Raw genomic sequence first — 13,403 nt, 5'->3', positions numbered from 1 at the left:
TACACCGCAATCTTCAATCCAGCGGTGTATCTGTGGGAGCGGGTTTACCCGCGAAGGGGCCAGCACAGGACTGCGACTAATCAACGTTTGCCGAGTATCTTGCCCAGCATCTCCGGCCGCGGCGCCCCTTGCTGGCTCTGCAATTGGCCATGCTCGTCCTGGAAGAAAATCGCCGGCGTTGCCGCCAGCCCCAGCTCTTCCATCAGCGCCTGGTTGCCATCGAGCTTCTTCTGCACCGCCTCCGGCACCTTCTCCAGTGGCTTGAGCGTGCTCGCCTTGCCCGCCGACTCATGGGCCAGCAAGGCCTTGCTCGGGTCCTTGGCGGCCAGCAGGGCGGCGGACTTGCCCGGGCTGTCCTCGCGAATGATGCCGACCATGATATGGCGCAGTTGCACCTTGCCCGACTCGACCCACGGCCGGGCCTGCTGCCAGAACATGTTGCAGTACGGGCAGTTGGGGTCGCTGAACAGGTAGACGATGCGCGGTGCGTCGGCCTTGCCGTCGGCGATCCAGGCGGTCTTCTCCATCTTCGCCCAGATGGCCTTGCTCATCGGGGCGTACACCAGTTTCTCCAGGGGCTCGGCGCTGAGGTCCTTGCCTTGCTCGTCGAACAGGCTGCCCACCAGCACGTGCTTGCCGTCGGGGGTGAGGTACAGGGCGATGCCGTTGTTCTGGTACTCGGCGGCGTAGCCGCGCAGGCCGTCGGGGGCATTGAAGCTGCCTTTGATCACCGCGCCCTTGGCTTGCAGTTGCTGGATCGCTTTGGGCAGTTCTTCGGCCTGCAGCGCGGGGGCGGCCAGCAAGGCGAGGGTGAGGGGCAGCAGGGCATTCAATCGCATGTCAGTTTCCTTGTGGGGCGGGCGCGTCGGCGCGGTCGAAGGGTTCCAGGGCGTGGCGCAGGCTGGCCCGCGACAACTCGCCCAGGTGGCTGCCGACCAGCCGCCCTTCGGCGTTGTAGAACAGGGTGGTGGGCAGGGCCATGGAGCCGACCTTGCGCGCCAGCTCGCCGCTGCCGTCGAACAGCACATGGGACAGCATCAGGCCGGTGGTGGCCATGAAGGTGCTGACGTTCTCCGGGGTTTCGCCCTGGTTGACGAACAGGAAGGTCACGTGGGGGTAGTCGTGCTGGGCTTGCTGCAACACCGGCATTTCCCGGCGGCAAGGTGGACACCAGGTGGCCCAGATGTTGATTACCAGCGGGCGCCCACGGTAGTCGTGCAGCGCCACGGCCTGGCCGCGGTTGTCGCGCAGGGTCAACGGCGGAAGCTCCGTGCCCTTGCTGTACAGGTGGCTGCCTAGGCTGCCGAGCACCCAGAACAGCGCGCCGCTGGCCAGCGCCCAGCCCAGTGGGCGGCGCAGGCCGGGGCGACGCCAGCCCTGCCAGAGCGTGCCCAGGACGATGCCGAACAGGCCGCCCCAGAGCAGGAAACCACCGTCGCGGATATCGATGACTTGCAGCGGCTCGTCGCGGTACATCGGCCAGTAGGCCAGGACGAAGCCCAAACGGGCACACAGCAAACCCAGCAGAAACACATTGAACAACGCTGACTCGGGGTTCTCGCCACCGCGCTTGGCCACGCGCCAGCCGACCAGGCAGGCGATGCCCAGCGCCGCGAGCAACAGCAGGTGATTCAGGGCCATGGTCAATGGCCCGAGGGTGACGGTCAGCATCAGCCTTGGCTCCTGGTCTGGGCCCAGTGTTGCAGGAAACCGGCGGCGTCGATTTCGCCGGTGATGCGTCGGGCGCGGCGTTCGTCGCCTTCCGGGCCGACCCAGATCAGGCTGGGCGGGCCTGGCACCTGGTAGCGCTGCAGCAGCTCGCGGCTGGCCGGCGAGTCGGCGGTGACGTCCAGGCGCAGCAGGTGCACGCCAGCGAGGCTGGCCTGTACATCGGCACGGCCAAACACCTGTTTTTCCATGACCTTGCACGACACACACCAGTCGGCATAGTAGTCCACCAGCACCCACTGGCCACGGGTCTTGGCGGCGTCGAGCTCGCGCTGCAGGTCGACGGGGTTGCTGACCGTGACGAAGGCGTCATGCGCGCTGGCCTGGGCGGCACTTTGGGTATTGCCCGCGAAGGGCTGCAACGGCTGCCACAGGTTGCTGCCACCCGCCGCCGCACCGACCAGCAGCAGGCCGCCCCACAGGGCCCCCAGCAGCGGCACCGCGCGCAGGGCAGGTAAACGATGCAGGGCCGGCCAGGCGGCCCAGCCCAGAGCGATCAGCCAGGCGCCGGCCAGGGCCAGCAGCAAGGGCTCGGCCAGCAGGGTGCGCACGGTGTACAGGGCCATGGCCAGGAACACGAAGCCGAACAGGCCCTTGACCAGGTTCATCCAGGCGCCCGGGCGCGGCAGGTAGCGGTTGCCCAGGGTCACCAGCAACATCAGCGGCACGCCCATGCCCAGCCCGAGGCTGAACAGCACCAGCGCCCCGTGCAGCACATCGCCGCTTTGCGCGATGTACAGCAGCGCGCCCGCCAGCGGCGCGGTCATGCACGGGCCCATCAGCAAGCCCGACAACGCGCCGAGCAATGCCGCGCCATACAGGTTGCCGCCGCGGGTGCCTTGCCCGGCGCGGTCCAGGCGATCACGCAGCGCCGCCGGCAGCTGCAACTCGAAGGCCCCGAACATCGGCAGGGCCAGCAGCACGAACAGCGCCGCCAGGCTGCCCAGCAGCCACGGCTGCTGCAACCAGGCCTGCAGGCTGGCGCCCAGCAGCGCGGCGATCACCCCCAGCGCGGCATACACCAGCGCCATGCTCAGCACATACACGCCGGCCAGCACCCAGCCACGGCGGGCGCTGGCGCCATTGCCCATGACCAGCCCGGCGAGGATCGGCAGCATCGGCAGCGAACAGGGGGTGAAGGCCAACAGCAGGCCCAGGCCGAAGAATGCCAGCAGGCTCCAGGCCAGGGTGCTCTGCTGCAGCGTGCCGGCCAGGGCCTGGTCGCTGGCCTGCTCAGCGCCCGGCGTCGGCGCCTGCGTGCCACCCAGGGCGATCGGCGTGGTTTGCGGCGGGTAGCACAGCCCGGCGTCGGCGCAGCCCTGCCAGCCCAGGCGCAGCTCGCCACTGGCGTTGGCCGGCAACAGCAGCTCCAACTCGGTGCGGTACACCGCGCTGTCGCCGAAGAACTCGTCGTGATGGTTTTCAGCCTGGGGCAGTTGCGGGTGCTGCTCAGGCGGCAGGCCGTCGAACTTCAGGCGCTTCTGGTAGAGGTAATAGCCGTCCTGGATCTGGAAATGCAGGCGCACCTGGCCGTCGGCGAGGCGGTCGTGGGTCAGCACGAAGGCCTGGTTCACCGGCAGGAAGTCCGGTTTGGCGGCAAACGAGTTGGCCTGAAGCGGGCCGGCGAGCAGGAAGGTCAGGAAGAGCAGGAGCACACGCATGTCGAGGCCTTGGCAGAGCTTGGAGTGGGGCCATGCTGGCCGGGGGGTATTAACTGAAGGTTAAACGGGGGATAGGGCGGAGTAATAGCGGCGATCTATCTACTGCTGCCGCCGACATGAGCGATTCAGCTGTCACGCAGGAAGCGTCCTTCACTCTATCAGGAATTTCCTGACGCTCTCTCTGTGAGCCTCCCCGGTATCTTTTCCCTTCCTGTTTTGGCCTGGGTGGGATCACCGGGGCACAGTGTTCACGCATGGAGAGCTGCACATGGCAACACGCGCCACGATGGCCGCTATCTTTACAAAGCGGGCAGGGCAATGGCCCTCGCTGTTTTCGACCTCTAAACCGGCCAAGGGCCTGCCGAGCCGCGAGGCGCTGGCATGAGCGACGCCAAGCAGCGCGAACCGCAGGTCGCCGTCGCCCCGCTCAACACCATCGATGTCAAGGACGTTGGCCGTGGCGCCGCCGCTTTCGACGCCTGGTTGCAATCGGTCAGCGCTGGCTACGTCACCCTCGAACGGATCAAGACCGTGGCCGGCGCCCTGCCGGTGGTGGGCAACATCATGGCCCTGGTCGACGCCCTGGGCGACGTGGTGACCCTGGTCAAGAGCAAGAACCGCCAACTGCTCGACTGGGTGAGCCTGGGCATCAACCTGATCGGCGTGCTGCCGACGCCGCCGACCATGGCCGCCGCGCGCATGAGCCTGCGGCCAACGCTGTTCCTGGTGCGCCAGGAGCTGCGCAACAGCGCCAAGATGCTGCTGGGCGATTCGCTGATCACGGTGTTGAGCGGGCACCTGAATGCGACGATTGCCGGCACCATCGATGACTTCGTCCAACAGGCCCAGCCGAAGATTGCCGAGATCCTCGCCGACGCCGGTGCGCTCGGCACCAAGGTGACCGGCGAGATCGCCGATGGCCTGGAGAAGGTGGTGCTCGGCCAGCTGGATGCCAGGGGCGACAAAGCGGCGGTCAGCAGGCAGATGGCGGCGGCGAGCGATCAGTTGCTCTACGACCCCAAGACCGCGATCAGCAATTTCTTCGGTGCGGTGCACAGCGCCTACAAGGCGGCCGGCAAGGGCCTGGCCAACAGCGCGACCAGCAAGCTGCTGCCGGACGAAATCAAGACCAAAATGCTGGCCAACACCGGCCAGTTGCGCGCCCTGGGCCCGGAGATGGCCCAGCAGTTGAACAAGCTGGCCGACCCGGGCACACAGATGAGCATCGGCTGGATGCTCAACGTGCTGGACGGCGCGGTTAAGGGCTTTCGCAAGCGCAACAGGAACGGCCAGCCGGGGGTAGCCAAGCCGGATGCCGTGACCAAGGTGGAGCGTGAGCAAAGCAAGGGGCAGTTGGCGGTCAGTGGCAAGCAGGCGCCGGCTGAGCAGACGCCGAGTCCTATCCAGGCAAGTTGCCCACTACCGAGACCAACCCCCAAACCCACCACGGGTCGCAGCATCAGCTTTGCCCTAGGCTCGGAATTCATCATCCACACCGACTTCAGCTTGCCTGGGGCCTTCCCCATCGAATGGCAGCGCATCTACCACTCGCGTCTTGCCGAATTCGACCAAGGTTGCCTGGGTGCGCGTTGGGTCACACCGTTCACTACGCGTATCGATGTGGTGGGCATGGGGTTGCTGTTCCACGATTACGATGGGCGCAGCCACGCTTTTGAAACTCCCAAGGTGGAGAAAGCGTTGTACAACGCCATCGAAGACCTGCTGCTGGTGCGCAGCCGTGATAACGAGTTGGTGATCTGCCGCGGATTCGATCGCAAGGAGTACTACCTGCGCGTGGGCGATCGCTATTACCTGCGCAAGATCCTGCTGGGGAACGACGCCGGCTGCATGCTGCACTACGAGCATCGCCACGAAGGCCGCCCGGTGCTGTCCGACATCATCACCTTCCAGGGCGACGTGAAGAATGTGCTGCGCCACCTCGGCACCCTGATCGACGAACGCGGCCATATCACCGGCCTGTGGGAAATGCGCGACGGCCAGCCGCTGCGTCAGTTGTGCGCCTACCACTACGATGACCAAGGCGATCTGACTGCCGCCCAGGACGAGAACGGCGCGGCCTGGCACTACCAGTACCAGCATCACCTGGTGACTCGCTACACCGACCGTACCGGTCGCGGCATGAACCTGGAATGGGACGGTAGCAGCGCCCACGCCAAGGCTATTCATGAGTGGGCCGACGACGGCAGCTACGACACCCGCCTGGAGTGGGACGAAAACATTCGCCTGACCTACGTCACCGACGCCCACGGCCAGGAGACTTGGTACTACTACGACATCCTCGGCCACCTTTACCGTGTACGGCATCCTGACGAGCGCTCGGAATGGATTTTCCGTGACGAGCGCAAGAACGTGGTACGCCATGTACACGCTGACGGCAGTGAGGACCGCTACGACTATGACGAACAGGGCAGTGTCGTTCGCCATATCCGCGCCGATCACAGCCAGGTCCATATCGCTCGGGATGCCAGGCGGCGCCCGATCAAGATCCGCGAAGCTGAAGGCGGTCTGTGGCTGAGCGATTATGACCTCAAGGGCAACCTGATCGAAGCCACCGACCCGCTGGGTAACAGGACCGAATACGCCTACACGCCCTCGGGCTTGGTCAAGGCGATCAAGGATGCAACGGGCAACGAAAAGAAACTGGCGTACAACGCGGCGGATCAGTTGGTCGAGTACACCGACTGTTCAGGCAAGACCAGTCAGTGGGAATACGACGATCTCGGCCGTCTGGTGCTGTTCACCGATGCCGCCGGCAGCAAGACCGCCTATGAATACAACGCCGGCCAGCTGGCGAAAGTCATTCATCCGGACAACACCGAAGAGCGCTTCGAACGTGATGCCGAAGGCCGCCTGCTGGCCCACGCCGATGCCCTGGACCGCTGCACCACTTGGTCTTACAACACGGCGGGGCTGCTTGCTGAACGCGTGGATGCTGCCGAGCACACGGTGCGTTACCGCTGGGACAAGCTGGGCCGCTTGATCGGGCTGGAGAACGAGAACGAGAGCAAGGCCACCTTCCTCCACGACCCGGTGGGTCGTTTGCTGGAAGAAAAGGGCTTCGATGGCCTGGTGACGCGCTACCGGTACGACCCGGACAGCGGCCGGCTGGCCAGCACGCAGGTCGGCCAACGCCGGATCGATATCACCTTCGATGCCGTGGGGCGCCTGGCCTCGCGGGTGGCGAGCCTGGGCGACCAGCGCCAGGAAGAAACCTTTGCCTACGACGGTAACGGCAAGCTGGTCCAGGCCGTCAACGCCGACAGCAAGCTGCAGTGGTTCTTTGATGAAGCCGGCAACCTGACCCGCGAGCACCAGTACTACTTCAAGACTGACGTGCCGATGGTCGCGGTGTGGCAGCACGCGTACGACGCCCTCAATCATCGTGTTTCGACGATTCGCCCGGACGGGCACAAGGTCAGCGTGCTCACCTACGGCAGCGGCCATGTGTTGGGCATGACCCTCGACCAGCACGAACTGTTGGCCTACGAGCGTGACGACCTGCACCGCGAAGTGGTCCGCCATCAAGGCAACCAGTTGATGCAGACCCAGGCCTGGGACCCGGCAGGCCGTTTACAGGAACAACTGCTGGGCAGCCATGACGGCAAGTCCACTCTGCTCAAGCGCCAGTATCAATACGATGCAGTCGGCCAACTGACCGATATCCACGACACCCGCCGTGGCCATCTGGCCTATCAATACGATCCGGTGGGACGGTTGCTGCAAGCTGCCAGCCGCCTGGGCGTCGAGACCTTTGCCTTCGACCCGGCCGGCAACCTGCTGGACGACAACGCCCAGCAGCTCAACCGCCCGCTGGAACGCGACCCGCGCCGCAACAAGCGGATGGACAACCTGCTGCGCGAGTACGCCGGCACCCATTACCAGTACGACGAGCGCGGCAACCTCGTCCACCGCCTGCATAACGGCGACAAGGCGCGCCTGACCTGGGACCTGTTCGACCGGCTGACTCGCTTTGACGACAGCAAGCTCAGCGTGGTCTACAGCTACGACGCCCTGGGCCGCCGCCTGCATAAACACTCGAGTGCACGCTATCAGGACGATCCCCGTTCGGGCAGCGGCTGGAACCGCATGCAGCGAGCCAAGCGCCAGCGTGAGCTGGGCTGCGGCTACACCCTTTACGGCTGGGATGGCGACACCCTCGCCTGGGAAGCTCGCCGCCGCAAGACGAAGGCGAGACCGGACGCACCGTGCACTACCTGTACGAGCCGGGCAGTTTCGTGCCGGTGGTCCAGGCACTGCGCAAGGCGCCGATTCGCCTGCTACGCCAGCCGGACTGGCGCGGTCGGGAATATGATTTCGATCAGGATCCGTTGTGGCACACCGAGGTCAAGGCGCAGCCGTTCGATTTGATTGTTTGGTACCAGTGCGATCACCTCGGTACACCGATGGAACTCACCGACCACAACGGTGAGGTGGCGTGGACGGCGCAGTACAAGGCTTGGGGTGAAGTACGCGAGGCGCGCTCGGCGTGGGCCAGGCAGGTCGGGATGACCAACCCGATTCGCTTCCAGGGGCAGTACCACGATCACGAGACCGGGCTGCATTACAACCGCTATCGGTACTATGATCCGAGGGTCGGGCGGTTCATCAACCAAGATCCGATCAGCTACTTTGGTGGATTGAACCTTTTTGCGTATACGCCGAACCCTGTTGACTGGATAGATCCACTTGGGTTGGCGAAACGGGGGCCGAAAACTAATGGTGAAGGGCCGCATAATCAGGTTATTGCGGCGTGGGGGCGAGAGGTGGAGGCTTCTGGTGGTGCGGTAATCGCGGGTGGAGGCATTCTTAAAGAGACGGCAGTGAACACGCCGGTAGGTAACAAAGGGAAAAGGCGGCCCGATATCATCTACGAAGACGCCGACGGTAAATTAGTTTACGGCAACGTAGGAAAAGTCAAGGCGGATGGTGTAACGCCAGTGGCTCGTGAGCAGAAGGCAATGGAGGATTTGAGGACGAAGACTCAAGGTAAAGATATTCCAGATGAGGTGCAGTTCCGTGCTTACAATAGGCCGTGTCCTTAAGGTGATCTGTGGAAAAGACAATATTTATTACTTTTGCAGAGTATGCTTCTCTCGTTAATAAGCTTAAAGAGGAGTCGGGGCTTGACTTGTTCATGTCTGCCAGTTCTGAAGAGCCCTTCGCGCTTATCGAGTCGTTGGGTGCTGGTAGCGAGTCTTTAATTAATTCATCTCGAAAGCCCCGAATTTTAATCGGGGCAAAGAAAGACTTTACGTTTTCAGATAAGCCTAGAGCAGAAGTCGGTCGTGCTGATATCGTGGGTTTTGTTGATGTGACTTATGGGCGCGATGATGAAAATGCTATTGGTGCGACCATTTTTAAAGGCGACTCATCTGAAAATGAAAAAATGGTTGGAAAAGCGTTGAGTAAGTTGCTCAGGAAGTGCGCGAATAAAGGGGTTGTCAGCTCTGAAGGTGGAGTAGGTGGGCTTTGGGATAATTATTATTGGACGGAAGGTGCGCTGGTGTCTGGTAAAAATTGGCATCTGTTTTTAGGCTTTGGGGTTAGGAAGCCTCTAAATGCTAGTTCGGGCTATTTGCCGAAAATATTGCCCTGATATATAAAATTGGCCCACGAAGTTACTATCACTACGTGCTCTGTTCCGGAATAAAATGGTGCACCTGTATTTAGTGCGTCGAGAGATGTGCAACAGCGTCAAGATGCTGCTGGCCTATGAGTGCGATGAGCTGTACCGCTAAGTGGCCCACCAGCTGACCGATATCCACGACACTCGCCGTGGCTATCTGGTCTATCAATACGATCCCGTTGGTCGCCTGCTTCAATCCACCAGCCATCTTGGTGTTGAGACCATCGCCTTCGATCCGGCGGCAACCTGCTGGACGACAAAGCCCAGCAACTCAACCGCCCGCTGGAAAGCGACCCCCGCTATAACAAGCGCATGGACAACCTGCTGCGCGAGTACGCCGGTACCCACTATCAGTACGACGAGCGCGGCAACCTCGTCCACCGCCTGCATAACGGCGACAAGGCGCGCCTGACCTGGGACCTGTTCGACCGCCTGACTCGCTTTGACGACAGCAAACTCAGCGTGGTCTACAGCTACGACGCCCTGGGCCGCCGCCTGCATAAACACTCGAGTGCACGCTATCAGGACGATCCCCGTTCGGGCAGCGGCTGGAACCGGATGCAGCGGGCCAAACGCCAGCGCGAGCTGGGTTGTGGTATCACCCTCTATGGTTGAGAAGGCGACACGCTCGCCTGGGAAAGTTCGCCGCCGCAGGATGAAGGCGATACGATAATCCCCACTTAATCCCCCCCCTGTGCAATACCCGCTTCCCCACCCTAGGAGCCCCCACCATGCACGTTCTGCTCTGCGAGGACGACGACCTGATCGCCAGCGGCATCTGCGCCGGGCTCACGGCCCAGGGCTTCACCGTCGACCGGGTGGGCAATGCGTCGCAGGCGCGGCAGATGCTGCAGGCCGCGCAGTTCGATGTGATGATCCTCGACCTGGGCCTGCCCGACGAGGACGGCCTGAAGCTGCTGCGCCGCCTGCGCCAGCAGGGCGAGGCGCTGCCGGTGCTGGTGCTGACCGCGCGGGACGCGGTCAGCGACCGGGTCGACGGGCTGCAGGCTGGCGCCGACGACTACCTGCTCAAGCCGTTCGACCTGCGCGAGCTGGCGGCGCGCCTGCACACCCTGGTGCGGCGGGTGGCGGGGCGGGCGGTGAACGTGATCGAGCATGGCCCGCTGTGCTATGACCCGAGCAGTTGCATGGCCACCCTGGCCGGGCAGCCGGTCGACCTGTCGCGGCGCGAGCAGGCACTGTTGCAGGCGCTGTTGCAGAACCCCGGGCGGGTGCTGTCCAGCGAACAGCTCAAGGACTGCGTCTACGGCTTCAGCGACGAGGTCGAGAGCAATGCGTTGAACGTGCATATCCATCACCTGCGGCGCAAATTGGGCAATGGCATCGTCGAGACGGTGCGTGGGCTGGGCTATCGGCTGGGGCCGGCGCAGGCGCCCGAGGGGGCTTCGTCATGAGCCTGCGGGTGCGGCTGTCGCTGATCCTTGGCAGCGTGTTCATCGTCATCTGGGCGTTGGCGGCGGCGTGGATGCTGCGCGACCTGCGCCAGCAGATGATGTTCTCCCTCGACCAACGCCTGGTGGCCTCGGCACGCATGGTCGCCGGGCTCATCGACCAGTTGCCGCAGCCGTTGGCGGCCAAGGGCGAGGAGGCGCATTTTGCCGCCGACCAGCTGAGCGTGCCGGACGGCATGGCCTGCCAGGTCAGCTCGCTGCGCGGTGAGGTGCTGGCCAGCAACCACAAGCATGACGGGGCGATGGACGACCAGCGCAGCGGCTTCCGTGACCAGACCATCGAAGGCGCCTCCTGGCGCACCTTCACCTACAACCACGGCGATGTGCGGATCACCACGGCTGACCGCCACCAGGAGCGCGAAGCGCTGAACCAGTCGATACTGCTGGCCGCCTCGGCGCCGGTGCTGATGGCTTTGCTGGGTAGCCTGGGGTTGCTGTGGATCGGTCTGGGCAAGGGCCTGGAACCGCTCAACCGTATGCGCGACGCGTTGCGCAGGCGGCGCGCCGACAGTGTCGAGCCGTTGCAGGTGGCGGGCCTGCCCAGCGAACTGCAGCCGTTGCTCGACACCCAGAACCAGCTGTTCCTGCGCATCGCCCAGACCCTCGAGCGCGAGCGGCGCCTGACCGACGATGCCGCCCACGAGCTGCGCAGTCCGCTGACCGCGATCAAGACCCACCTGCAGGTGGCCCGCATGACCGACGGCGCGGTACGCGAGCAGGCGCTGGAGCACGCCGAGCAGGGCACCGACCGCATGCACCGCACGCTGGAACAACTGCTGATGCTGGCCCGGGTCGAGGGCAGCCTGTCGTTCGACGACGGCGTGCAGTGCAGCGCCGAGCAGGTGGCCTTGCAGGCGGTTCAGGACGCAGGCGGTGGTGATAACCGGCGCATCCTGCTGCGCTTGCCGGAAGAGGCGGCCAAGGTCTACCTCGGCATGCCGGCGCCCTTGGCGGTGGCGGCGCTGCGTAACCTGCTGGACAACGCCTTGCGCCACGGGGGCGATGCGGCGGTGGAGCTGGAAGTGCAGGCGCGGGATGGACAGGTGGGTTTCATGGTGCGCGACCATGGCCCGGGCATCGCCCAGGAAGACCTCGAACACCTCACCGAACGCTTCTGGCGCAACAGCCAGAGCGGCGGTTGTGGCCTGGGCCTGGCGATCGTCCAGGCCATTGCCCAGCGTTGCGCGGGCAGCCTGCGTTTCGACAGCCAGGCCGATGGATTGCGGGTGTGGTTGAACGTGCCGGCGCGCTCGGTCAAGTGATCGGCGTTGGCTTCATCGCCGGCAAGCCGGCTCCCACAATGAACTTGCATGTCCGCCTGTGGGAGCGGCACTGCCCTAACAAATCCCGCAGCAACCGCTAAATCCGTACCTCGCCCAAGCGTTTTCCAAGCGATAACAACCCGACACACATCCGGTTACAGGGGCGTGGCGGGCACATTCGCTTGCTTGCGAGGGTTTTTCCGATGTCGACCGCTTCCAGCCTTGCTCAGGTTCTGCCGGCCAGCGCGCCGCAGGCCTTGTATGAATTCACGGACTCACCGCTGCTGCTGCGCCAGCAGCAGCAGGAGTCCAACGCGCGCAGCTACCCGCGGCGCATCCCGCTGGCGCTCAAGCGCGCCCGTGGCCTCTACGTCGAGGACGTCGAGGGCCGCCAGTTCATCGACTGCCTGGCCGGCGCCGGCACCCTGGCGCTGGGGCACAACCACCCGGTGGTGACCGAGGCGATCCAGCGGGTGCTGGCCGATGAGCTGCCGCTGCACACTCTGGACCTGACCACCCCGGTCAAGGACCGTTTCGTCCAGGACCTGTTCGGGGTGCTGCCCGAGGCGCTGCGCAACGAGGCGAAGATCCAGTTCTGCGGCCCGACCGGTACCGATGCGGTGGAAGCCGCACTGAAGCTGGTGCGCACCGCCACCGGGCGCAGCACGGTGCTGGCGTTCCAGGGGGCCTACCACGGCATGACCCAGGGCGCGCTGAGCCTGATGGGCAGCCTGGGGCCGAAAAAGCCGCTGGGCGCGCTGCTCAACAATGGCGTGCAGTTCCTTCCATACCCTTACGACTACCGTTGCCCGTTCGGTCTGGGCGGTGAGGCGGGCGTGCGCGCCAACCTGCATTACCTGGAAAACCTGCTGAACGATCCCGAGGCCGGTGTTGCACTGCCAGCGGCAGTGATCGTCGAGGTGGTGCAGGGCGAAGGCGGCGTGATCCCGGCGGACATCGAGTGGCTGCGCGGCCTGCGCCGGATCACCGAGCAGGCCGGGGTGGCGCTGATCGTCGATGAGATCCAGAGCGGCTTTGCCCGTACCGGGCGGATGTTCGCCTTCGAGCATGCCGGCATCGTCCCGGATGTGGTCACGCTATCGAAAGCCATCGGCGGCAGCCTGCCGCTGGCGGTGATGGTCTATCGCGACTGGCTCGACCAGTGGTCGCCGGGTGCCCATGCCGGCACCTTCCGCGGCAACCAGATGGCCATGGCCGCAGGCTCGGCGGTGATCAACTACCTGGTCGAGCACCGTCTGTGCGAGCACGCCGAAGCCATGGGTCAGCGCTTGCGTGGCCACCTGCAGCGCCTGCAGCAGGATTATCCGCAGCTGGGCGACATTCGTGGCCGTGGCTTGATGCTGGGGGTCGAGCTGGTGGATCCGGCCGGCAAACTCGACGCCCAAGGCCATCCGCCGGCCTGTCGCACCCTGGCGCCGAAGGTGCAGCGTGAATGCCTGCGCCGTGGTTTGATCCTCGAACTGGGCGGGCGGCATGGCGCGGTGGTGCGCTTCCTGCCGCCGTTGATCATCAGCGCCGAGCAGATCGACGAAGTGGCCGGGCGTTTTGCCGAAGCGGTGCGGGCGGCGGTTGCTGCACGTTGAAGCGAACCGTGACAAGCACTGGGGCCGCG

The 13,403-nt window shown here is 64.4% G+C and carries 7 protein-coding genes and 2 pseudogenes; 6 read left to right on the top strand and 3 right to left on the bottom strand.

What is annotated here, in order from left to right; genetic code table 11:
- Positions 1-80: 80 nt before the first annotated feature.
- Genes dsbG through dsbD form a run of 3 tightly spaced genes read right to left on the bottom strand, consistent with a single transcriptional unit; the run spans position 81 to position 3,389 of the window.
- Positions 81-839 carry a thiol:disulfide interchange protein DsbG gene (gene dsbG, locus LOY51_RS18955; RefSeq protein WP_258642593.1) on the bottom strand — a complete coding sequence of 253 codons (759 nt, stop codon included), beginning with the start codon at positions 837-839 and terminating at the stop codon, positions 81-83.
- 1 nt (position 840) lies between these two features.
- Positions 841-1,671 (bottom strand): TlpA family protein disulfide reductase, encoded by an 831-nt coding sequence (locus tag LOY51_RS18950; protein WP_258642591.1) that lies wholly within the window; start codon positions 1,669-1,671, stop codon positions 841-843.
- Complete coding sequence (gene dsbD / locus LOY51_RS18945; RefSeq protein WP_258642589.1) at positions 1,671-3,389, bottom strand: protein-disulfide reductase DsbD; 1,719 nt, start codon at positions 3,387-3,389, stop codon at positions 1,671-1,673. Before dsbD ends, LOY51_RS18950 begins: the two co-directional genes overlap by 1 nt.
- Before the next feature lie 381 nt (positions 3,390-3,770).
- Between dsbD and LOY51_RS18940 the strand changes: the two are divergent.
- From LOY51_RS18940 to LOY51_RS18915, 6 genes and pseudogenes are all read left to right on the top strand, one after another.
- Positions 3,771-8,113: pseudogene (locus tag LOY51_RS18940) on the top strand (RHS repeat-associated core domain-containing protein); the annotation flags it as partial.
- 347 nt (positions 8,114-8,460) lie between these two features.
- Positions 8,461-9,006: a hypothetical protein gene (locus LOY51_RS18935; protein WP_258642587.1), complete on the top strand. Its 546-nt coding sequence runs from the start codon at positions 8,461-8,463 to the stop codon at positions 9,004-9,006.
- A gap of 145 nt (positions 9,007-9,151) precedes the next feature.
- Positions 9,152-9,648, top strand: a pseudogene (locus LOY51_RS18930) (RHS repeat-associated core domain-containing protein); the annotation flags it as partial.
- A 119-nt stretch (positions 9,649-9,767) separates the two neighbouring features.
- Positions 9,768-10,451, top strand: coding sequence for a response regulator (locus LOY51_RS18925; protein WP_110994018.1), 684 nt, complete (start codon positions 9,768-9,770; stop codon positions 10,449-10,451).
- Positions 10,448-11,770, top strand: coding sequence for an ATP-binding protein (locus tag LOY51_RS18920; RefSeq protein WP_125859477.1), 1,323 nt, complete (start codon positions 10,448-10,450; stop codon positions 11,768-11,770). Before LOY51_RS18925 ends, LOY51_RS18920 begins: the two co-directional genes overlap by 4 nt.
- Positions 11,771-11,973: 203 nt before the next feature.
- Positions 11,974-13,374 (top strand): aspartate aminotransferase family protein, encoded by a 1,401-nt coding sequence (locus LOY51_RS18915; RefSeq protein ID WP_125859476.1) that lies wholly within the window; start codon positions 11,974-11,976, stop codon positions 13,372-13,374.
- The last annotated feature ends 29 nt before the right edge of the window (positions 13,375-13,403 follow it).

Origin of the sequence: Pseudomonas sichuanensis, from assembly GCF_024749065.1 — a bacterium.
Lineage (GTDB): Bacteria > Pseudomonadota > Gammaproteobacteria > Pseudomonadales > Pseudomonadaceae > Aquipseudomonas > Aquipseudomonas sichuanensis.
The sequence above is the reverse complement of the archived record's forward strand: the minus strand, read 5'-3'. Positions and strand labels throughout refer to the sequence as shown.

Bases quoted from the DNA above. Each gene is read 5' to 3' on its own strand.
- dsbG (WP_258642593.1), bottom strand. From the start codon at position 839: ATGCGATTGAATGCCCTGCTGCCCCTCACCCTCGCCTTGCTGGCCGCC.
- LOY51_RS18950 (WP_258642591.1), bottom strand. From the start codon at position 1,671: ATGCTGACCGTCACCCTCGGGCCATTGACCATGGCCCTGAATCACCTG.
- dsbD (WP_258642589.1), bottom strand. From the start codon at position 3,389: ATGCGTGTGCTCCTGCTCTTCCTGACCTTCCTGCTCGCCGGCCCGCTT.
- LOY51_RS18925 (WP_110994018.1), top strand. From the start codon at position 9,768: ATGCACGTTCTGCTCTGCGAGGACGACGACCTGATCGCCAGCGGCATC.
- LOY51_RS18920 (WP_125859477.1), top strand. From the start codon at position 10,448: ATGAGCCTGCGGGTGCGGCTGTCGCTGATCCTTGGCAGCGTGTTCATC.
- LOY51_RS18915 (WP_125859476.1), top strand. From the start codon at position 11,974: ATGTCGACCGCTTCCAGCCTTGCTCAGGTTCTGCCGGCCAGCGCGCCG.